At 59.6% G+C, this 20,780-nt stretch carries 22 protein-coding genes; 9 read left to right on the top strand and 13 right to left on the bottom strand.

Going from position 1 to position 20,780, the window contains the following annotated elements:
- Positions 1-27: 27 nt before the first annotated feature.
- Positions 28-825 carry a glycosyltransferase family 2 protein gene (locus GSQ91_RS05165; RefSeq protein WP_158820193.1) on the bottom strand — a complete coding sequence of 266 codons (798 nt, stop codon included), beginning with the start codon at positions 823-825 and terminating at the stop codon, positions 28-30.
- 11 nt (positions 826-836) lie between these two features.
- Entirely contained in the window at positions 837-1,169 is a 333-nt protein-coding gene (cyaY, locus tag GSQ91_RS05170) for an iron donor protein CyaY (RefSeq protein ID WP_158820194.1), read from the bottom strand.
- A gap of 102 nt (positions 1,170-1,271) precedes the next feature.
- Here cyaY and GSQ91_RS05175 point away from each other — a divergent pair, with 102 nt between their 5' ends.
- The 3 genes from GSQ91_RS05175 (at position 1,272) to GSQ91_RS05185 (ending at position 3,144) form a co-directional block, all read left to right on the top strand.
- Positions 1,272-2,354, top strand: a complete 1,083-nt coding sequence (locus GSQ91_RS05175) for a LacI family DNA-binding transcriptional regulator (protein ID WP_158820195.1) — start codon at positions 1,272-1,274, stop codon at positions 2,352-2,354.
- Between the two features lie 125 nt (positions 2,355-2,479).
- Positions 2,480-2,827 (top strand): type II toxin-antitoxin system RelE/ParE family toxin, encoded by a 348-nt coding sequence (locus GSQ91_RS05180; protein WP_158820196.1) that lies wholly within the window; start codon positions 2,480-2,482, stop codon positions 2,825-2,827.
- On the top strand, positions 2,824-3,144 hold the full coding sequence (locus GSQ91_RS05185) for a helix-turn-helix domain-containing protein (protein ID WP_158820197.1): 321 nt from the start codon (positions 2,824-2,826) through the stop codon (positions 3,142-3,144). The genes GSQ91_RS05180 and GSQ91_RS05185 overlap by 4 nt, the downstream gene beginning before the upstream one ends.
- Before the next feature lie 15 nt (positions 3,145-3,159).
- Here GSQ91_RS05185 and GSQ91_RS05190 read toward each other — a convergent pair whose 3' ends face one another.
- The 9 genes from GSQ91_RS05190 to GSQ91_RS05230 form a co-directional block, all read right to left on the bottom strand.
- Positions 3,160-4,560, bottom strand: coding sequence for a sorbosone dehydrogenase family protein (locus GSQ91_RS05190; protein ID WP_158820198.1), 1,401 nt, complete (start codon positions 4,558-4,560; stop codon positions 3,160-3,162).
- Between the two features lie 41 nt (positions 4,561-4,601).
- Positions 4,602-5,555, bottom strand: coding sequence for a hypothetical protein (locus GSQ91_RS05195; protein ID WP_158820199.1), 954 nt, complete (start codon positions 5,553-5,555; stop codon positions 4,602-4,604).
- A gap of 50 nt (positions 5,556-5,605) precedes the next feature.
- Positions 5,606-6,094, bottom strand: a complete 489-nt coding sequence (locus GSQ91_RS05200; RefSeq protein ID WP_158820200.1) for a single-stranded DNA-binding protein — start codon at positions 6,092-6,094, stop codon at positions 5,606-5,608.
- A 47-nt stretch (positions 6,095-6,141) separates the two neighbouring features.
- The gene (locus GSQ91_RS05205; protein ID WP_158820201.1) at positions 6,142-7,533 is read right to left on the bottom strand and encodes a hypothetical protein; all 1,392 of its coding nucleotides are present in this window, start codon (positions 7,531-7,533) and stop codon (positions 6,142-6,144) included.
- A 42-nt stretch (positions 7,534-7,575) separates the two neighbouring features.
- Positions 7,576-7,806, bottom strand: coding sequence for a hypothetical protein (locus tag GSQ91_RS05210; RefSeq protein WP_158820202.1), 231 nt, complete (start codon positions 7,804-7,806; stop codon positions 7,576-7,578).
- Positions 7,807-7,846: 40 nt separating this feature from the next.
- Positions 7,847-8,404, bottom strand: coding sequence for a DUF420 domain-containing protein (locus tag GSQ91_RS05215; protein ID WP_158820203.1), 558 nt, complete (start codon positions 8,402-8,404; stop codon positions 7,847-7,849).
- Positions 8,405-8,430: 26 nt separating this feature from the next.
- Complete coding sequence (gene cyoE / locus GSQ91_RS05220; RefSeq protein WP_158820204.1) at positions 8,431-9,438, bottom strand: heme o synthase; 1,008 nt, start codon at positions 9,436-9,438, stop codon at positions 8,431-8,433.
- 19 nt (positions 9,439-9,457) lie between these two features.
- A complete protein-coding gene (locus tag GSQ91_RS05225) occupies positions 9,458-10,045 on the bottom strand; it encodes a hypothetical protein (protein ID WP_158820205.1) in 588 nt (195 codons plus the stop codon).
- A gap of 118 nt (positions 10,046-10,163) precedes the next feature.
- Positions 10,164-11,315 carry an acyl-CoA dehydrogenase family protein gene (locus tag GSQ91_RS05230; protein ID WP_158820206.1) on the bottom strand — a complete coding sequence of 384 codons (1,152 nt, stop codon included), beginning with the start codon at positions 11,313-11,315 and terminating at the stop codon, positions 10,164-10,166.
- Positions 11,316-11,470: 155 nt separating this feature from the next.
- Here GSQ91_RS05230 and GSQ91_RS05235 point away from each other — a divergent pair, with 155 nt between their 5' ends.
- Both GSQ91_RS05235 and GSQ91_RS05240 read left to right on the top strand, forming a co-directional pair.
- Positions 11,471-12,415 (top strand): ComF family protein, encoded by a 945-nt coding sequence (locus tag GSQ91_RS05235; protein ID WP_158820207.1) that lies wholly within the window; start codon positions 11,471-11,473, stop codon positions 12,413-12,415.
- 85 nt (positions 12,416-12,500) lie between these two features.
- Positions 12,501-13,154 carry an HNH endonuclease gene (locus GSQ91_RS05240; RefSeq protein ID WP_158820208.1) on the top strand — a complete coding sequence of 218 codons (654 nt, stop codon included), beginning with the start codon at positions 12,501-12,503 and terminating at the stop codon, positions 13,152-13,154.
- A gap of 172 nt (positions 13,155-13,326) precedes the next feature.
- On the opposite strand, the gene GSQ91_RS05245 is transcribed toward GSQ91_RS05240, so the two are convergent.
- Positions 13,327-14,175, bottom strand: coding sequence for a hypothetical protein (locus GSQ91_RS05245; protein ID WP_158820209.1), 849 nt, complete (start codon positions 14,173-14,175; stop codon positions 13,327-13,329).
- A gap of 77 nt (positions 14,176-14,252) precedes the next feature.
- The gene (locus tag GSQ91_RS05250) at positions 14,253-16,079 is read right to left on the bottom strand and encodes a DUF1570 domain-containing protein (RefSeq protein WP_158820210.1); all 1,827 of its coding nucleotides are present in this window, start codon (positions 16,077-16,079) and stop codon (positions 14,253-14,255) included.
- A gap of 179 nt (positions 16,080-16,258) precedes the next feature.
- Here GSQ91_RS05250 and GSQ91_RS05255 point away from each other — a divergent pair, with 179 nt between their 5' ends.
- The 4 genes from GSQ91_RS05255 (at position 16,259) to GSQ91_RS05270 (ending at position 20,778) form a co-directional block, all read left to right on the top strand.
- Complete coding sequence (locus GSQ91_RS05255; protein ID WP_158820211.1) at positions 16,259-18,562, top strand: S9 family peptidase; 2,304 nt, start codon at positions 16,259-16,261, stop codon at positions 18,560-18,562.
- A gap of 14 nt (positions 18,563-18,576) precedes the next feature.
- Positions 18,577-19,119, top strand: a complete 543-nt coding sequence (locus GSQ91_RS05260; protein WP_158820212.1) for a regulatory protein RecX — start codon at positions 18,577-18,579, stop codon at positions 19,117-19,119.
- Between the two features lie 112 nt (positions 19,120-19,231).
- Entirely contained in the window at positions 19,232-20,200 is a 969-nt protein-coding gene (locus GSQ91_RS05265) for a hypothetical protein (RefSeq protein WP_158820213.1), read from the top strand.
- Positions 20,197-20,778, top strand: a complete 582-nt coding sequence (locus GSQ91_RS05270; protein WP_158820214.1) for a CDP-alcohol phosphatidyltransferase family protein — start codon at positions 20,197-20,199, stop codon at positions 20,776-20,778. Before GSQ91_RS05265 ends, GSQ91_RS05270 begins: the two co-directional genes overlap by 4 nt.
- Positions 20,779-20,780 lie beyond the last annotated feature (2 nt).

Genomic DNA, 20,780 nt, shown 5'->3' on the forward strand with positions numbered 1-20,780 from the left:
AACGAAGATGGGGCACCCAGTTCGGAGTTAGGCTGTTGGGTGCAGTGGAAGCTTGCGCATTTTCTCCCAGGCCTTCGCATACTTCCAGCTGGTGTACGTGGCATGGTACAGGTGCAGCAGAAGGCCTTCGCGACCGTCGAGGAAGCCGAGGCGGAAGATATAGTTCCACAGGAACATCAGCTGCGGGACCAGGAAGATATTGATCACGAAGCTGAACACGGAGCGGCTGGTCCTGCCATTGGCTATCAGCAGGTCCGCGCCCAGGCCGCTGTAGCGGTCCATATGCTCGATGTATGTGGAGAGCGCCGGGTAGGCGTTATGGATGATGTCGAAGTCCAGCGTATCGGCCGCGCCGTCAAAGGCGATGGTCTCGTGGACGGGACGTTCCTGAAAATGTGGGGTCAGCGCAAAGTTCGCGGCGCGGCGTCGAAACAGGCGCAGCTTCGGGTCGGGATAGAAGCCGCCATGCTTGATCCAGCGTCCTAAAAACAGGTTGCGACGGGGCAGGTAGTAGGCGTCTGTTGGCGGATTTGTGGGCAGCATCGTGCGAATCTGGGTCTGCAGTTCGGACGTAAGTTCTTCATCGGCGTCGAGGGAGAGTATCCATGCACCGGTGCACTGGGAGATGGCAAAGTTTTTCTGCGCCGCAAAACCCGGCCATTCCCGTTCGATCACGCGGGCGCCAAAGCTGCGCGCGATCTCCTGGGTGCGATCGGTCGAGCCCGAATCGACGACCACGATCTCATCGGCCCAGCTGACACTCGCGAGCGTTCGTGGCAGATTCTCTTCTTCGTTTTTCGTCACAATCGCGACAGAGACGAGCATGGCACCTCAGGTCACAGAGAGATGGAAGGATCGTTCAGATGTTCGCGTAGCAGGCGCTCGGTGAGCGTCCGCAGGTCTTCCCCGGTCTTGGGCAGCGTGAATGCTTTGGCATCTTCGTTCCATTCAAGCTTGAATGAGGTGGACTGCGCCGAGATCCAGACCTGCCGGACGGGCGTATTGGGCGTGAATACAAACTTTGCACTATCGTCCTCAAAGAGGACGTTGAGGACGCCATTCTTTTCTTCGGCTTCAAAGCCGCCGTCTTCCTCGGCACGGATAAGGGCCTGTTTCAAGGCTTCGAGGGCCTGGTCGGATTCGCGGCGGAAGATAATTTCATCGATCATTTGGAGACCAGTGTAAATGCATGCCGTTCGAAATTTCGAAAGGTTTCGTCATACTGGCCGTCAAACGTATATCTTGGTTGGCGACACAGGAGATGGTGCAGAATGCCTGAAGAGAAAAAACAAGTCGTAAAAAAACCCATCAGTCAAAAGGCCCTGGCGGAGCATTTGAAGCTTTCGCCGAGTACAGTTTCGCTTGTCATGAACGACGCTCCGCGGGCGAAGCTGATCCCCGAAGCGACGCGGAAACGCATTATCGATGCGGCGGCCAAGTTCGACTACCGCCCAGATTTCTATGCAAAGTATCTGTACTCCAAGCGCAGCTTTACCGCTGCGGTGGTGCTGCCGGAGATTCGCGATCCCTATGCGTCGACGATACTTTCCGGCATCGACCGCAAGCTGACCCAGGAGAAGTATCTCTACTTCACAGCGAACCACTATAACCAGGAAGAGTTGATCCGCGAGTATCCGCGGCGGCTGCTGGAACGTGCGGTGGAGGGGTTTCTGCTGATCAACACCAAGTTGGTCGCAGACCCAGGCAGGCCGACGGTGATGGTGGGCAGCGCTCCGAAGGTGGAAGGTGTACCGCGGTTCGCGTTGAACAATCATCGTGGAGGCGCCCACGCCATGGAATACCTGGCCGGGCTCGGACACCGCCGTTTTGCGGTGATCAAAGGACATCCATGGCGTGCAACCGCCAGCCAACGCTTCCAGGGGATTAGGGATAGTGCGAAGGAGCATGGCATTGTGCTGGACGAGCGCCTGGTAAAGGAACTGCACTCAGGAAATTTGCCCCATGAGGTTTCGATGCCCGAGGAAGGCTACCGCTGTGCGCTGGCGCTGCTGGCGGCGAAGGTTCCTTTCACGGCGTTGATTACCTTCAACGACGTGACGGCAATCGGCGCGATTCGTGCCTTCCGCGAGGCCGGTTTGCGGGTTCCTGAAGACATCTCCGTCGTAGGGTTCGATGATATCGAGAGCGCGGGGTATCTGACGCCCAGCCTGACGACACTGCGTCAGCCTTTGGCGCAGATGGGCGAGCTAGCGGCCGAGCATCTGATTGGGATCATTGACAGAGGCGAGCCGCCGCTCTCAGAAGTTCTCGTAGACCCAGCCCTGATCGAGCGCGAATCGACGGCAGCCCTCGGTAAGAGCAAGGTGATCCCGAAGAAGGGGCCTCGACATTAGGGACTGTCTATGTTGCCGCATAGATAGCCCGTCAGACGGTATCTGAACTTTTTAGCCGTTGGGAACGGGATAGGTTTTCCTTGACGCATGTTGTCATATTTGACAACATGTAAAGCAGCGAGAGAATGACAAGAAAAACGCGACCCATTTCGTGGATCAAGGCGGCTCGTAAGGATTTCGACCGATTTCCTGATGAAGCCCAAATGATCTGCTGGACTGCGCTGACGATTGCATCTGAGGGTGGGAAGGCAGATATTGTGAAGCCTTTACATGGGTTAGGCCCTGGAGTTCTCGAAATAGCGCTGCCCTATCGAGGGGATGCGTTTCGCGTCGTTTATGCGGTACAGATCGGAACCGATGTGTGGGTGATCCATGCTTTCCAGAAGAAGTCGACGCAAGGGATCAAGACCCCTAAACATGAAATCGAACTGATAAACGACCGCCTGAAAAGATTGAAGGAGATGCTTCGATGAAAAGCGAACCGATGGAAGTTGTACGGGGCAGTGGGAACGTGTTCCGCGATTTTGGACGTGAACTGGCCGATGTCGAGCAACTCAAAGCTATTCTGGCGGCTGAAATCATCAAGATGCTGGATCGAGATGGTCTAAGCGTTCGCGGTGCTCACGGTCGCACGGGAATTGCTGCTGCCGATTTCTCTCGCATTCGCAATGCCGACCTCCAACGGTTCACCTTGGATCGCCTGGTTTCGATCATCAATCGGCTGGGATCGCGGATCGAGATTAAGGTGAAAGTTCATCGTGTACAACCAGTTGAACGGGCAGCGGCATAGCCCAGAGATATTTCCCTAACTCTTCGGGTAGATGAAGTACACCAGGCCGAGGTAGTCGTCAGTGAGCAGGAAGCTGTCCGGTCCGATCTGCAGAAGGCCGCAGGGACGCCCGTGAATGACGGGTCTGCCATTCACCTTCGTGAGGAAGCCGGTGAGAAAGTCGCGTGGTGTGCGGTCGCCTGGAGTGAACTGCGTGAGCCGGTAGCCTGTGCCGATACGCTGATGCCCTGCGCCGTGCAGCGCAACGAGGAAGCTGCCATGCAGCAGAGGACTGTCGTTGCCAAAATAGGCTATGCCGAGTGGCGAACTGTGAGCGGCAAAGGTCGTGTAGGCTGCTGGGACGTCCTTGCAGGAGGTCAGAGGCTCAGGGACAGTCCCGAGGTCGGCGTTGGGGTCGGCTGTCGAGGCATGGCCCCCTCCCGCTGGCAGCAGGGTTCCAGCTTTGGCCAGCACAGGGCGATCGGCGACTGCAGGATCATCGGGCCCTGGATTCTCGGGCAGCGCTGTGGTGTCGAGCGTGGGCTTCCCATGGGCGAAGTAGCAAGTGGGCCAACCGTAGTTCACGTTGGTGAATGAGCCGAGGTGAACCCCTGCAATCGCACCGGGCTTGGCGTTCGAGTCGAGCTCAAAGAAAGAGTCTTCGGGCAGGGTGTCGCCGAGATGGTCATCGCCCATGTTGCTGGCGAAGAGCGAGCCTCCATCGAGCCCCGGGATAAAGCGCAGGTCGACGGCGTTGCGCAGGCCATGCGCCAGAAGCTGCGGGTGGGAGCCATCGGGGTCCATAACGCTGAGCGAAGCGCGAATGACCTCGTGCTCGCGGCAGTAGTTGCAGGAGGAGCCCGCAGCGACGTAAATGCGGGTATGCCCATGCAGCGTAGCGACAGCGACGGTGCGGGTCAGATGCCAGCCTCCGTACTTGTAGTTCAGGCCGTAGTCGGGGTAGTGGATGAGAACCTGTGGTGGTGAACTCGGCGCGTTGTCGCCGGGGTTGTACTTATAGCGCACCAGGCGGTCGGTGAGCGGCAGATAGAGCCACGTCTGATGGGTGGCAGGATCGGTCCAGAAGGCCAGGTTGTTGGGATTGCGCAGGTGGTCGAGATAGTGTGTGACGTGTGCGAAGGTGTGGGTCTTCTCGTTCCAGCCGTCGAGGATAAAGATGGAACCCTGCGTGTTATCGGCCAGGTCATACATTCCGGTAACAAAGATGCGGCCGTCAGGCGCCTGTGCGAAGAAGCGCACGCGATGCAGGCCGCTGGCTGCGACATTGATATCGAACTTCTCCGGCAAGGAGAGCGTGATGGATTTGCCGGGAGCATAGGTCAGGGTGTGCGAGGCGTTATTCGCCTGAGCCTGTAGCGATAAAGGCAGAATGCAGGCGGAAACGAGCAGAAGTAGACGCTTAGATAAACGATTCATGCGGATAGTTAGACGGAACATAGGCAGGTGAAGTCGCCCGGTTACTTGGTTGGACACGGTCCCGAAGCCGCCGTTGGCTCAAACCGGAGCGCGGTGTCGGAAAAGAGAAATGGCTGACAGGTGAAGGTGCGCAGATGGGCGAGCTCATAGGATCGCGCGTTTCCCAGCGGATCGGTAGCCTCATGCGCGGATAGGTGGCCCGTTGCGGTCACCAGGTTGAAGTGTTTGGCAGGATCCGCAGGGTCCGGTTGCATCCAGCGCTGGACGACATTGCACCCTCCCGCAGGGTCCACGTGTTTTCCCGTAGCAGCAGAAGAGCAATCACGCGAGGCGGAGGCAAAGCTCATGGTGACGACTGCGCGGTTATTGAAGATGCGCAGGTGGGCTTCGTTCTCGGTGTAGCCGCCCTCACCGTCGGTCGCAACCGCATGGAAGACCACCTGATAGCGATCCTGCTGCAGCAGCGAGCGCGAGGTGCGGGCAAAGGTCGCTGGAGTCGTCCTGGGGTCATCGAACGAATCCGAGACGAACACGGTGGCAATGCGGCGCCAGTTGTCGCCATCAGGCATCAGGATCGCGGTGACGATGTGCTGATCGAGCTCGATCGTGAGCATCGCGTCGAGATCGTCCGTGCTGCCGAGGTCGGCGAACTCCAATTGGATGGAGTGCGGCCAGCCGATATGGCCGCGCTGCAGATATTGGCTGGGCGCGCCGAGAGCCGAGAGCGCAGCGGCCCGGGTGCGTTCGTCGTCCGAACGAAGCTGTCGCGTGAGCGACTGCGGTGCAGGCACGCCATAGTTGACCGCAACGAACTGAAGCGCCCCCAAGCCCGAGCTGACAGGCGCAATCGGCTGCGAGCCGATGATGCCTCCATGGGCAAACGTCGAAGGCGGTGGTGCTGTTGGAGGGGAAGAACCCCCGTTATGGTGTTGGGCTGAAAGCTGCGGAGCCGCGAAGGCCAGTGCGCCGGCAAGGAAGATCAAACTGCGGCGCATGGTCGATCGCGACTCCTGGTGTGACGAAAAAGACAACAAAGGGGACATGGTTAAAACGGAATATCTTCGTCGGTAATGCCCTGATCAGCGTAATCGTTCGCGGGTGCGCTGGGGGCTGCGCTGGAGGCGCGAGCGCCTGAGTAGCTGCCTGAAGAGGCGGAAGACCGCTCATAGCTACCACCGCCGCTACCGCCTTCGGCACCGCGTCCGCCCAGCAGCGAGAGCTCGTTGACGAGGATCTCGGTCTTGTACTTCTTCTGGCCGGACTCTTTGTCGTCCCAAGAGCGGGTCTGGATCTTGCCTTCGACGAAGATCTGCGAGCCTTTTTTGACATAGTCGCGGACAACCTCCGCGGTGCGCTGGAAGCAGACGAGGTTATGCCACTCGGTCTTGTCTGCCCAGTTGCCCTGCTGATCCTTGGCGCGTTCCGCGGTCGCAAGCGAGAAGCTCGCGACGGTCATGCCGCCTGCAGTCGTACGAATCTCGGGGTCTTTACCAACATTCCCGAGGAGAAAAACTTTATTAACGCCTTTAGCCATGATTTGCTCCGTTCGGAAACGAGGATAGCAGAGACGGGGCAGAGGATTTAGGGGTGGGGACGGCCTGGCACCCCTCCGGCGGGCGCTGGAACGCCTGATGCGGGCTTCTTGGGCGTCAGGAGAGGCGAAGGCCACTGCGCTCCCACACGGGCGATGGCGGAGTCGATTGTGCTCCCGCGAGCGAGGGCGTCTTCGTCGACCGGCTGGACCACACGAACGATGCCCTGGGCGTCGGTGAGGAGGAGAAGAGGCACATCCGTCGCTGCAAACTGGTCGAGCAGCGCCGGCTCTACGACGATTGTGGGCGTCTCGCGCAGCAGATTAGCAGCGTCGGACGGGTCGAACGCCGTGGATGCCGGCGCATCTTTGGCGGTGGCTCCGGGAGCGGGCGGTATAGGTTTGCGCGGCGGAACGGTCTGGGCGAGCAGGCCGTAGAGATACGCCTCATGGTCGGCGACGGTGAAGACTGTCTCGGGAAACTGACTGCCCATCTGAACGCACTGCGCGCACCAGTCAGGGAAGAGGAGCAGGGCCGTCAAAGCGTTGACTGCAGGCAGCTGCGGCAGCTTGCCCGGCATGCTCAGATACGAGAGTCCCGCGATCTTAGGCAGCGGCTTACCCAGCAGAGCGTAACGCTTTCGCGAGGCCGCGATGGGAATGGCTTCGTCCGGGGTCAGCGTTGTGGGCAGAGCGGCGTCGAGGGCGATGAGGGCTGCGGCAACATCGGCAGGCGGTACCTTCGCAAGCTGCTGAAGCGCAGGCAGCGTGAGGCCATCGGCATAGAGCTCATGCAGGGATTGCGGAGGTTCATCGGCTGACGCTGAGGCGGCCGGGGCGGCTGCTGAGGCGGCGGTAGCCTGCAGGAGAGCCAGAAGCAGGGGCTGGCGTAGCGTCGCAAGCGCGAGGGCGTCAGAGGTGTTGACGAACTGCATGTAGCTGATCGCCTCGCCGATCGTCTCGGCGGTCAGGGTATCGTAGGGCACGACGGTGAGCATGGTGCGCGCACTGGCCAGTGCGTCGGGCTCCTTCTTGAGATGGAGGTCGGCGTCGATCTGCCCGGCGTAGGCTTGGGCGAGCAGAGGTTTTGTGGGGGAATCGGCCGCGATGTAGAGCGTTGCAGCCTGGATGACCGAAGGCCACATCTGGCCCAGGGAACAGAGTCGGACAAGATCGATCAACGCCTCCCCGGTAAAGACCTTAGGGTCGCGTGCAGCGCAATCTTTTTGAGCGCGGTCCATGGCCACCTTGAGCGCCGCGATCTCGACGTCGGACCAGTTCGCGACGGAGTGACGCGTGACATCGAGCGGATGCATTGCATTGTCGTAGGCGGCTTTGGGAGAGAGTTGCTGAGGCGGTGGGGCTGGCGAGGTGTTCTGAGCCAGGGCCGTTGCGGAAAAGAGCAGCGTAGCGAGAAGAGTTCGGAGTTGCAGCTTGCGCACGGCCGGGACCTCGAAGTTCGGCCAGAATAGCAGGGTCAGAGGCTATGAGCGCCTGCGGAGATCCCCAAGCAGCTTCGCAAACCCCAGCAGCAGTGTGAGCACGCCTGTTGGCAGGCAGCCCATCGCCAGCATCAGGGCGAGCCATCCGCTGGTAGTGTGTGGACCCTGTTTGGTAACGCCGCCGAAGGCTGTCAGCATCAGGACCGCCGCGACCGCTCCTGTAAGGAAGATAGCGGCGCCGGTGCGGAGGAGTTTGCGAGTGTCTGGGTGCATAGGGGGCAGAAAACAGGTAGAGCAGAAAAGAGAGGCCGTATTAGCGGTAAGCGGCCAGCATCGCATACACCACGACGCCGGTGACCGACACATAAAGCCAGATGGGATAGGTCCAGCGCGCGAGCTTGCGGTGCGCTGGAAAACGGCCCGTAAGCGAGAGGAAGAAGGTGATGAGAATCATCGGCAGCGCAACCACGCTGAGGAAGATGTGGGAGATCAGCAGCGCGAAGTAGGTGACGCGCAGAGCGTGGCCCTGGCCGAGAAACCGCATATCGCCGTGCAGCGCATGGTTGACGATGTAGCTGACCAGAAACAGGCTTGAAACCAGGAATGCGCCAAACATGCTGTTGCGGTGCGCCGTAATCCTGCGCCGCATGATGAAGCGGTAGCCAAATATCAGAAACACTGTGCAGAGCGTATTGAACGTGGCATTGAGTGCTGGCAGGAAGGCAAGCTGTGTTCCTGCGACGTCCGTCGGCTGGTGGTAGTAGACCAGCCAGGCGAGAAAGAGCGACGCCGCGGCACTGATGCCGATGATCGTAGCGACGATCGAGAGCGGTGTGCGGTAGTTCGGATTTTCGTTGGCAATCGCTGGCATTTAATTCTTTCGTTCGTGAGCAGAGGTTAGAACAACAGACGGCCCTGGGCATTGAGCATCATCGCCAACAGCAGCAGCGGCAGATACATCACGGACACCTTGAGCAGCTGGCGGGCGAGCGCACGGTTCTCCGGGGCTTCCGGGTTGCGTGTGATAGCTGCGAAGCGGATGGTCGCGTAGAGATACCAGATGCCGAGCACTCCTGCGACAACGGCATAGGGCAGTCCGGTGATATGTAGCCACGTCGGCCACAGGCTTACCGGGATCATCAACACGGCATAGAACAGCGACTGGACAACCGAGGATCGGGCGGCGTCGCGCACAGGCTCCTGGGTCGCGGTTACACGGATGCCGGCCTGCGCGTAGTCTGCGCGGTACATCCAGCCGATGGCCATGAAGTGCGGGAACTGCCAGACGAAGAGGATGGCAAACAGCGCGACGGCGGGCCACTCGATGAGCCCGCGTGCGGCGGTCCAGCCGATGAGCGGCGGCAGCGCTCCGGGGAAGGCTCCAATGAAGGTGTTGAGCGTGGTGATGCGCTTAAGTGGCGTATAGATCGCCACATACCCCACGGCGGTGAGCAGCGTCAGCGTGCCCGTGAGTGGGTTGGTGGCATACGCCAGATAGAGCGAGCCGCCGAAGACAAGCAGGAAGCCAAGGATTAATCCGTGTGCTAGCCCGATACGATGCTGCGCCATTGGCCGCGAGGCGGTACGCGGCATAAGGCCGTCAGTGGTGCGCTCCAGCGCCTGATTCAGCGCGCTCGAGCCCGCAGTGACGATGGCAATGCCTGCGAGCGCTTCGATGAGTCCAATATGAAACGGACTGATCCCCGAACGCAGCGACCCGAGGTAGAAACCGGCCGCCGCGGTGATGATGACCATCGTTGAGACGCGCACCTTGAAGAGCGCCGCATAATCGGCGAGCAGCGAGGAACTGCTCGCGCGCGAGTGAAGAGTCGTAGATGTGGCAGTGACGGGCACGTTGAGCTTTAAGGATAGCCCATCACCCGCAGGTTGGCGGGCGGTACTCATCCTTCACCGGGGAATGGGGTTAGCGAGCGGAATTTACCAGTATGGATTTGAAACCCGTGAAGTTCACTCTGCACGCCGATTCTGGGGAGGGGTGCCAGGTTGAGCCATCCGCATAGTCGATCTGGGTGATCTCGGCCCACTGCACGAAACCCACGGTCTGGGGATATATCTCTGAGTGAAAAGATGTTGCCGCTATCTTCGCATGGGTCATCAACTCGAAGCTCTCCGCTACGGGGTCATCGTTTACGGGGTTAGTGTTGACAAGCATCACGTGCGGACCTTTCGGTGATCCATACACCGTGACATGCACCTTCAACAGCTTCGCCGAAGCCATCGACCCGTCGAACGACAGATCAAGATGCGGTGCTTTCTCCGGTGGACGGGTTGATTCCACAGGACTGTTAAGCTCCACTGCACCATTCGGTTGCTGATTCTGGAGTGGATTCTTTGACAGGAGTGTGGCAGAGGATGGCCATGCCTGATGTCCGAGAAACCCTATTGGGCACTTTCCGGTCACAAGAATCACATTGGAAGCGATTGGCTTATCTTGCCCGGGCAGCACACACGCTGCGGAGAGTAGAAGAGCAACGGTAAGAAGGCTGCGCATAATCCACCTCGGTTCGTCCTATGGCTACGTTCTAGATGCCTGCACCAACAATCTATACCCGCGTCTCCATGGGGCTCAACTCTCGAAGGCATGGGTTACAAGGGTTTGGACGGATCTCTCAGGCAGATGGTATCGTCAGCTTCGCAATGGTCGCCAACTGCATAAAGCTGGTCCCTTCGTAGATCTTCCCGATCTTGGCATCGCGATATAGCTTCTCGACGGGGTAGTCCTTTACAAAGCCAGCCCCACCAAAGACCTCGACGGCCAGTGACGCAGTCCGCTCGGCAACTTCGCTGGCAAACAGCTTGGCCATCGCGGCCTCCTTCAGATACTCTGCACCGGAGTCCTTAAGGCGTGCGGCGTTATAGACCATGAGCCGCGCGGCTTCCACATCCATCGCCATGCGCGCGAGTTGGAACTGCATGGCCTGGAACTCGGCGAGCGGCTTGCCGAACTGCTTGCGCTCACGGGCGTAACGAGCGGCGTGTCGCCACGCTCCCGAGGCCAATCCCACAAGCTGGGCGCCTATTCCGATGCGGCCCTCGTTCAGTGTCTCGATGGCGATCTTGTACCCTTTGCCGGCCTCTCCAAGCACGTTCCCCGCAGGCACACGGCAGTTGCTGAAGAGCAACTCGCAGGTGCTGCTGGCGCGGATGCCGAGCTTGTCCTCCTTGCGTCCCAGCGTGAAGCCGGGCGTGCCTTTCTCAACGAGGAAGCACGTAATGCCTTTGTATCCTGCGGCGGGATCGAGCGTGGCGAAGACAAGAAACAGTCCAGCCTCGACGGCATTGGTGATCCACAGCTTCGAGCCGTTGAGCACATAGTCGCCATCTTCCTGCTTTGCTGCGCGGCATTGTAGGGCAAAGGCATCCGAGCCGCTGACCGCTTCGGAGAGCGCATAGGCTCCGGTAAGACTCTCGGCCAGCTTGGGCAGCCAGGCTTTCTTCTGGGCTTCGCTGGCCCAGCGCATCAAGGCGCTGATGACAAGCGTGTTCTGCACATCCACCAGCACGCCAACCGCGGGGTCGACGGCGGAGATCTCTTCGACCGCGAGCACGGCCTCGAACAGCGTTCCAGCCGCGCCGCCATACTGCTCCGGGACCTGAACGCCCATCAGTCCAAGCTCGAAGAGCTTACGCAGCAACTTCGGCTCAAACTTCTGTTCTTCGTCCATAGAGCGGACGAGCGGAGCGATCTCAGTGCGCGCAAAGTCGCGGACTGTATCGCGGAAGAGGGTTTCGTCGGGGGAGAGTTGAGTGAGCGCAGGCATAGGCTTAGGGGCGACTGGAAAGTGTAGCGCACCCGCCCTGGTTCACGCGCCCGGATTGCAGCAGGGCGCGTTCCCGGACTATACTGCACGCATCGGCACAGCTGGCGCTTCTTCTCGCCGTGCCGCGGGTGAGGTTCGTCTTCAGCAGCGAAAGCGTGAAGGATGTCCAGCTCGGAAGTGGAGGGCCGCCTGGCCAGTATTTGGGTGCGGCTGGATGGCGTGCGGTAACGCGCGTCCTCCGAAGTTGCCGGAGTGCGACGGGTGGGGCTGTCGCGGATCTGGTCAACGTAATTTTCCCATCGGATTGCCGTGTCTGTGGAGCACCGATGGTTGCGCTTTCCAAAGCGCAGGTTTGCGAGTCGTGCGTTGCGCGTGTGGGAGCGCAAACCGACGTGCTGTGCAGTCGCTGCGGCGATGCCATGGGCATGGAGTCGGCACGGTTTGCCGCCGGCATGGGAATGACAGAATGCACAATGTGCAGGCTGGCTCCTCCAGAGTTTGCGAAGGCTGTAGCCTTTGCCGTCTATGACGATGAGGTGCGCGAGATGCTGCACCTGCTCAAGTTCAACGGAATGCGGCGCATAGCCGACCATGTGTTGGGCGACGGCATGGCTGCTGCGATCCTGAAACTCGAAGACGAAGCCGCGAGCGAACTCACCGTCGTACCGGTGCCGCTGTTTGCCAGCCGTCAGCGCAGCCGTGGGTTCAATCAGGCGCAGGTATTGGCCGAGGCCGGCATTGCTAAGCTGCGGCGGTTGCGCCCCTCCTGGAAGCTGCAGATGCGGCCAGACGTTCTCTGCCGTGTCCGCGATACGCGTCCGCTGTTTGTTCTCGATCCGGGTACTCGCCGGAAGAGCCTCCGCGGTGCCTTTCGCGTCGAGCCTGCAGATGCCATTCGCGGGCGCGAAGTCTTGCTTGTCGACGACATCCTGACCACCGGCGCAACGGCGCGTGAGTGCTCGCGGGTGCTGATGCGGGCAGGCGCGGCGAAGGTCTGGGTGGCGACGATGGCCAGAGCGCAGGCGGAGAGCGTCCGCGTTCGAGCGGACAGTGGATCGAATGTGGCTCGCTGGGACATGGGTGCCGTGAAGAGTTTTTGATGAAACATTTTTGAACCTTTGATGGAGCAGTGAGCAGCAAGTAGTAGCAGTGGCTTTGAGCGATACATCAACCTGGAGGGCAGGAATGCAGGCTGGGAAAATGAGGGGAAAGCGTACAGGCAGCAGACATCACAACACTCACCCGGTGCCGGGCACAGCTCGCGCCGAGGCGATCGACATACGCATGGGTGTCTTTCGGCAGCCGGCGATGCAGACGCCAGTGCTCGTGCTGAATGCCAGCTATGAGCCCATCAACATCTGCGGCGCTCGGCGGGCGCTCGTATTGGTGCTCAAGGGGGTCGCTCGCACGGAAGAAGAGCAGGGCAGTGTTCTGCACTCGCATCGCGTCAACATCCAGATGCCCAGCGTCATCCGGCTGTTGGAGTACCGCCGCATCCCGCACCAAACCCGCGCGCTGAGCCGCAAAAACATCCTGCTGCGTGACCGCAATACCTGCCAATATTGTCAAACCGTACTCACGGCTGCAGAGCTGACGCTGGACCATGTAATCCCGCGCTGCCGCGGAGGCTTGTCGACGTGGGAGAACCTCGTCGCCTGCTGCCGCGACTGCAACCGTCGCAAGGGCAGCCAGATGCTGCACGAGTTGACCGACATGCGTCTGCTGCGCGAGCCGCGTCCGTTCTCGCTGCATACCAGCCGCCACATCATGCGCATGATCGGCAGCGCCGATGCCAACTGGCGCAAGTATCTGTACTTCGAGTCGGATCAGGCCGCGTAACGCTGTTGCCGTTGTCTTTTGTTTTGTAGTTGTTTGTTTTTCGCCGTCATCCTGAGCCGTAGGCGAAGGACCCCCGTATTCGTGCTGCCACAGGTGCATCCGTGGCACTCCAGAATGCGGGGGTCCTTCAGCTTCGCTTCAGGATGACGGCGAAAAACAAACAACGACCACCCTACTGTTTCGGCGGCGCATCCTTCGGCTTCGAATCCGTATCGCTGGGAATCTCTTCGCCGTTGTACTTGATGATGATGTTGGTGTGGAAGCGTTTGTAGTCGGTGTAGTGAATGATCGTGCGCACGTGGACATCCTGTGACAGCGCGCCCTGTTGTGCGGCGAAGTGCAGGTTGCCCTCGGCCTTGGTGTAGGTGGGGAACCAGTACTTGTCGTCGATCTGCTGGTAGTAGGTAGTAAACGGCGGCGAAAGATCTTCGTGGCCCTTGCGCATGTCCTGCGGTACGCTCATGCCGTTCACCAGGACGATCTCAAGGTCCTGCTGGTCGACCCAGACTTTGCCCTGGAAGTAGCGGTGGCCCTTCTCCAGCACCTTGGGTTTGACATCGAGAACATAGGTGTCGAGCTCGTCCACCTTTTGTCTGCCGAGATAGTTGATGTCGTACTGCGGCAGCTCCGGCGCGGTCAGGACGAAGGGCAGGCGCTTCTCGATGTCCTTGAAGTCGTTCTCGGTCATGATGACGCGTTCGATGGTGTTCTGCGGCGCGAAGACGACGTGTTCCTGGCGTTTGCCGTCCTTGTCGAAGGTGATGTCGGTGACCTGGTGGTACTCACCGTCGGGACGGTTGGTGTCGTCGGAGATGGTGTTGAACTTGACCTCCTGACGGAAGGTATAGTCCTCGCGAGCCGCGGCGAACTCGCTTTCGCGCGCGCCCATCTTCTCGATGATCTGCGCGACAGTCATGCCTGCAGGCTGTGCGGGGTCGAGCGGTCCAAAGCCCGACTGGGCAAAGGCCGGCGCGGCGAGGAGGACGATTGCGGCGAAAAAGAGGGGCTTGGAGAGGGACATGGCTTCTACAACAGGATAGACGGGCTGGGGCCGCGAAAGGTTCAGAGGCGGATTGGTGGCTATGCGAAAGGGTTCCTCTAACGTGCAGCAGCCTGTGCACCGCTGTTCGGCGTGGCTGGCAGCGGAAGATCGTCGCGTACCTCCAGATCGAGCAAATGGTTATCCTCCGGTTTATACGCCACAATCGCTGGATGCCCGGTTAGATGATGGCAGGTCGTGAAGTGGTCTTCGCCCCACCAGAAGCTGTCGGAGAAGCCAACCATAAACCGCCCGTCCGACTTAAACGTCAGTGGCGGTGATCCCGGCTTATCATGAGTCAGCGTCAGCGTCAGTGGTGTCGTTCCCGGCCCACTACCGCACGTAAGCTCCGTCAACGTGCCTCGTTCCACCTTCGTCCCGGCTGGCATCTCCAGGGCAAGGGCCACGCCATCGCCTCTATCGCTCACCGGCACATCATTCCAGAGGTCAACGGCCTCGTTGTGATCCGGCCCACTCCACCGCTCCGCCACAAAGCGCGAGAACTGCGCCGCAAGCGCGGGCTGCTTCCCGTTCAATAGAATCCGGCCTGTCAGGATGTGATACCCGGCCCGCCACGGCTCCAGTTGCTCTGCCTTACGCACATCGTTGTACGCCTTCGTCATCTGGCCCAGCCGCCACTCCACCAACCCCATCTCGACATATGCCGGTGCAAACTCAGGGGATAGCTCGATCACATGCTGCAAGGTGCCCTGCATCGCCTGAAGCTGTTGTGGCGACATCGCACGGAGCGGCGTTCCCGACATCGCCAGAGCAAACACGGAATGCGCTCTTGTAGGATCGAGATCCACCGCCTGTTGCCACTCCTTTACAGCCTCGGCGTCCTTCCCCTCTCGAAACTCGAGAAACCCTAACTCCTCATGCGCGCCTGCAAGCTTAGGATCGAGCGCCAGTGCCTTCTCTATCCGCGCCCGCCCCAACGTAGACTCATAGGCGCCGATCTGAAAGCAACCCAGCTCATACTCTGTCTCAGCAGGAGTCAGTTTGCGATCAGGAAACGAGTTCGCATCCACCTTCGGGTCCGCAGGCAGTACGCCCGCTTGAAAGGTAAGCCTCTGGAGGTAGGTGGCGAGGGCTTGGCCAAAGGCGTGAGGATCTCCAAAGGCATCCTGGAAGGCCTCCTTCTCCGGTACGCCGTCCTGCAGCTTCTTGAAGAACACAATTAGCTTGGCGCCGCGATCCATATCCTTGCCAAACATCATGAAATGCACCATAGCCCACGCCTCGGCGTAGAACAGGTTAGCCTCCCTATCGTCGCGAATCCACTTCTGGTCATTCGCCGGATTCAGCATCTCGGTCACCGGCAACAAAGTCTCATGCTGCAATGCAGCCATTCGTAGCGATGGAGCTCCTATCAGCGTACGACCGTGCTCAAAACGCGTATAGCCGTAGAGCTCGGCGATCCCTTCGTCCAGCCAGAGAGGTAGCCAGTGAGCGCGCGCATGCAGGATGCTGTGCGTGTACTCATGGAAGACGACCACCTGGTTCTGGTCTCCCCATGTATCCAGGCGCACCGTCGCAAACTGCTTCTCCCATCCACGATGGAACTCTCCGGCAACATTGCCATTGGTTCTCTTCCACTCATTTGGCTCCAGTGTCTTGAAGGTGCTCTCGTCACGTGCTGCGACGATCGTCAGCGGCGCTCCCGCTCCAATCGCAGGATCGTTGAACTGCAGTACGAATACATAACGCATCTGCTCAAACTGCGCGGCCATAGCCCTGCCTTGCTGCGCACTTCCATCCGTCAGCACGCGGAAGTGCGGGCTACGCACCTCTGTCCACGTTGATTCAGCCTCTGCCTCTTGGGCAAAGACGAACAAGGCAAAGAGAACACTCCAGAGGAGCTTGTTGGATTTCGAGGGGTGCATGCGAGCTATTCTCCTCGTGCGTTATGGGGGCGTCAAGAACCTCTTTCAAGCCCGCCCGATGACCCTCACCCGGGTGCCCATCTTCGACGCGCGTTCTTTGCCCACCTTAGGCGCGATGAGGCCACGCCGAAGGTGGGGCACCCGGATTGGTAGCTATGCAAAAGAGTTAGACTGGCGCGATGAGATTCCGTACGATTTTGGCCCTCGGCCTACTGGCCGGGCTCACCGGCGCGGCAAGCGCACAGACGGCGAATTCAACAGCCAAGCGACCGATCACCTTCGCCGACCTTCAGGCAATGAAGCGCATCAGTGATCCTCAGATCTCGCCCAGCGGCAAGTGGGTGCTGTTCTCCGTAACGGACGTCTCGCTCGAAAAGAACACCAAGACCAACCACCTGTGGGTAGTGCCGATAGCAGGCGGCAAAGAAGTCCAGCTCACCAGGGGCACAGGTGAGAGCAACGGCCGCTTCTCGCCCGACGGCAAGAGCGTGATGTACTCCAGCGATCAAGGCGGCAGCGGACAGATCTGGGTAGCCTCCTGGGACGATGGCACAGGTACGATCGCTTCCGGACGGCCGGTGACGAACCTGGAAACCGAAGCCGACGGCGCAATCTGGGCTCCCGACAGCATGCACTTCCTGTTCGTCTCGAATGTGTATCCGGAGTGCGAGAGCAGGAAAGATGGCCCCGCTCGATTTGAAGAAGAAGCCCAGTGCAACGCGGAGAAAGATGCCGCCGCCGCAAAGAACCCGGTGAAGGCGCAGATCTTCGACCATCTGCTCTACCGCCATTGGAACGCCTATCAAGGCGCAAAGCATTCGCACATCTTTTATGCCAGCACGACTGGCGGCGCGCCGAAAGACCTGACGCCCGCAAGCGTGATCGGAGACCACGAGGCTCCCACGTTCTCACTGGGAGGCCCGCTGGGCTATGCGATCTCGCCCGACGGCAAGGAAGTCGCCTACGTCGTAAACCGCGAAGAGGTTCCGGCAGCTTCGACCAACAACGACATCTATGTACTGCAGGTAGGCGCTGCACCCGCAACGGCCAAGAAGGTAAGCAGCAGCCCCGGCAGCGACGATGGCCCTGCATACTCACCCGATGGCAAGTGGCTCGCATGGCGCTCGCAGGCACGGAATGGATTTGAGTCGGATAAGTTCCGGCTGGTGGTAATGGATCGTGTCAGTGGTGCAATTAAGGACTTGATGCCGAAGTTTGATAACTGGGTAGATGAGTTCTTCTGGGATGGTTCGGGAAAGATTTATTTTATGGCTGGAGATAAGGGTGAGGAACCTATCTTCAGCATCAACATTACCGGGGATGATCTACACAGATACGGCAAAGGTAGCGGTGAATGGAGTAGCGTTGCTCTTGTCGGACAGAATCTCGATACTTCCTTTGTTGGCGTGAGGATGACAGTTGATGCTCCAGCCGAAATTGTTTCGGCGAATTTATTTGAAATGGACGATACAGCTCAACGAGTCATACCTGGGCATAACAGCATTCCCGCGAAGATTGTTACGAAACCAGTCGCGGCTATAAAACCGCTTACTTCTCTCAATGATTCTTTGATTTCACAACTTGATCTTTCGAAGATGGAGCCCTTCTGGTTTACAGGCGCGGCGGACACAAAGGTCGAAGGCTTTATCATCCGTCCACCGAACTTCGACCTTGCGAAGAAATATCCGCTGAAGTTCCTGATGCACGGCGGCCCCCAGACCGCGTGGGGCGATGCCTGGAGCTATCGCTGGAACCCCGAGCTCTTCGCGGCGAACGGCTATGTCGTCGTGATGATCAATCGTCGTGGCTCCACGGGCTATGGGCAGAAGTTCGTCGATGAGATCTCGGGCGACTGGGGAGGCAAGGCGTTCGTTGACCTGATGAAGGGGCTCGACTACGCGGAGCAGAAGTATCCGTTCATCGACAAAGACCGCGAGTGCGCGCTGGGCGCGAGCTACGGTGGTTTTATGGCGAACTGGGTGCTCACCCACACCAATCGATTCAAGTGCGTCGTGACGCACGACGGCATGTACAACCCGCAGAGTGCCTACGGAACTACCGAAGAACTCTGGTTCAACGAGTGGGAGTTCCGGCCCACAGCATCCAACGGCATGGTCGAGCAGACCAAGGCCGCGCATCCGTGGGACTACTTCGACCAGACCAACGACCAGGACCCCTTCCGCAAGTGGTCTCCGATGCTGCACATCAAGGACGCACACACTCCGACGCTCATCATCCACAGCCAGCGCGACTACCGGCTCGATGTGAGCGAAGGTTTCCAGCTGTTTACCGCGCTGCAGCGGCTGGGTGTGCCATCGCGTATGCTCTACTTCCCGGACGAAGGGCACTGGGTGCTGAAACCGCAGAACTCGCAGCTCTGGTACGAGACAGTGAACGACTGGTGTGACCGCTGGACGGGCACGAACAAGTACGCAAGTGCAGGGCCGGAGAAGAATCCGGCGGCTGTGAAAGATAAGCACTGAGGCGGGCGGACGCAATGGCATTTAGCAAATCAAAATCGGCAAAACCTCCGCTGAAGCAGACAGAGCTGTTGGAGTATGCCGTAAAGTCACTTGCCTCGAAGATGAAGAGCGAACGCGACCTGCGGCAGCGAATGCGTGATCGTGCAGAACCAGGCGAGGCTGGCGTCGAAGCGATGGATGCGGTCATCGCGAAGCTGAAAGACCTCGGCTATCTCAGCGACGAGCGCTTTGCTGCCGACTACACCCGGATGCGCCAGGAGAACGAAAAGTTCGGAAAGCGGCGTGTGCAACAAGGGCTGATGCAGAAGGGCATCGCCACAGAGCTAACCAACAAAACCCTCACTGCGGCCTACGACGAGGTCGACGAAGTCGCATTAGCGAAGCAGTATGTCGAGCGCAAACGCATGAAGAAGCCCGAGGGCGATAAAGAGGTCGCACGCGCCATGCGGCGGCTGGTCGGCGCGGGGTTCAGCGTCGGCACAGTATGGAAGGTGCTGCGCGGCTGGGGCGCTGCGGTGGATGAGGTTAATATATCCCTCGAGGACACTGCGGAATAGATCGAGCAGGCATGTGCGATTATCGCACGAATGGCGTCGAAGTAGCCGAGCTGAAACGCTCGCACTTTTATGTCGATTGCACACGATGGGCGCTTCAACAGAAAGCAGAGGGATGGCCAAGTCAGAGGAAGAGAGATTGCAGCGCGTTATAGCGATCGACTGGTCGGGACGTGTGGATACCTCCGGGCAGCGGCGGCACATCTGGGCAGGCGTCTGGACTGCGGGTGCTGACGGCAAAGCCAGCGTGAAGCTCGAAGCGGGCCGCACACGCGACGAGGTTGGCGAGTGGCTGATCGAGCTGGCACGCGAAACGCCACGTATGGTGGTCGGAATCGACTGCTGCTTCAGCTATCCGGCATGGTTTCTCGCCGAGCACGGTTGCACAGCCGCATTCGACTTCTGGCGACATGTCGCAGCAGGGCATGGCGAGCGCTGGCTGGCTCGCGAATGTGAAGACCGCCGGTTCTGGGGCAAGCCTCACAAGCGGCCCGCCGAGTTCAGCGGCGATGGCCTGCGGCGCATGATGCGCCTGACCGACTGGGACAACAAGATCGCACAGGCTCAGGACGGCGGCGACCCGCAGCGTGCGGCAAAGATGCTGGGCATCACACCGAAATCACCGTTTCAAATCGGTGGTGCCGGTAGCGTGGGTACAGGTTCTCTGCGGGCGATGCCATTTCTGCTGCGACTGCATGAGGCGGGCTTTCGGGTGTGGCCGTTTGAAGATGCGCAGCTTCGGGATGCTACAAGCAGATCCCCTGCGGGGATGACAGAAAGAAAAGCAAACACGAAGCCCCTGCTGGTAGAGATCTATACGCGATTGATGACTGGACCGGTAGCGAAGAGCAATCCCGAAGCACGCAAGGGGTATCTCACTGCGCGACGCAAGGACGACCCACTCTATGCAGAGATCTCGCGCAGCGTATTTGCGAAGGCCCAGAGCTCAGAGGATGCTTTCGACGCACTGGTAAGCACTCTAGAGATGGTGCGACATGCGGATGAGTTTGCAAAGCTGCGCGCAACCAGAGACGAAACATTCGGCCTGGAAGGGATTACCTGGCGGCCCGGAGTGAGTGGATGAAGCGTGTGATTCCGTGGGGGATGGTCTGGGCACGAGTCGTGCTGTGTCCGGTGATTGTGATGGGAGCTTGGCGCGGCTGGGCGGGCTGGTGGCTTGCTGCGATCGTAATCTTTGCGCTGGTCGACGACATTGCCGATGGTATGCTGGCGCGTCGATGGGATTGCGATACAGCCTCGCTGCGGCTGGCCGATTCGTGCGCAGATACGGTGTTTTATCTCGGTGTCGCGGCAGCGGTGTGGCTGCGAGTGCCGCACGTCCTGCGTGCGAACGCGTGGCTGCTGGGAGCGTTGTTCGCACTTGAAGGTCTGCGCTATGCCTTCGACTTCTGGAAGTTCGGCAAGGGCGCGAGCTATCACTCGTATCTCGCGAAAGCGTGGGGCCTGGTGCTGGCGATTTCGATTGTGAGCGTGCTGGCTCGCGGCGGCCCGGTCGGTGCGATTACGTTTGCCGTGGTCTTCGGCATTGTGACCAATCTTGAGGGGTTGACTATGAGCCTGATGCTGCCGCGCTGGCAAAATGACGTGAAGACGTTGGCGGCAGCACGGCGACTGCGCCGCGAGATGCTGGCTCGCTGCTAGAC

The sequence above is a fragment of the Granulicella sp. S156 genome (genome assembly GCF_009766105.1).
Classification (GTDB): Bacteria; Acidobacteriota; Terriglobia; order Terriglobales; family Acidobacteriaceae; genus Granulicella.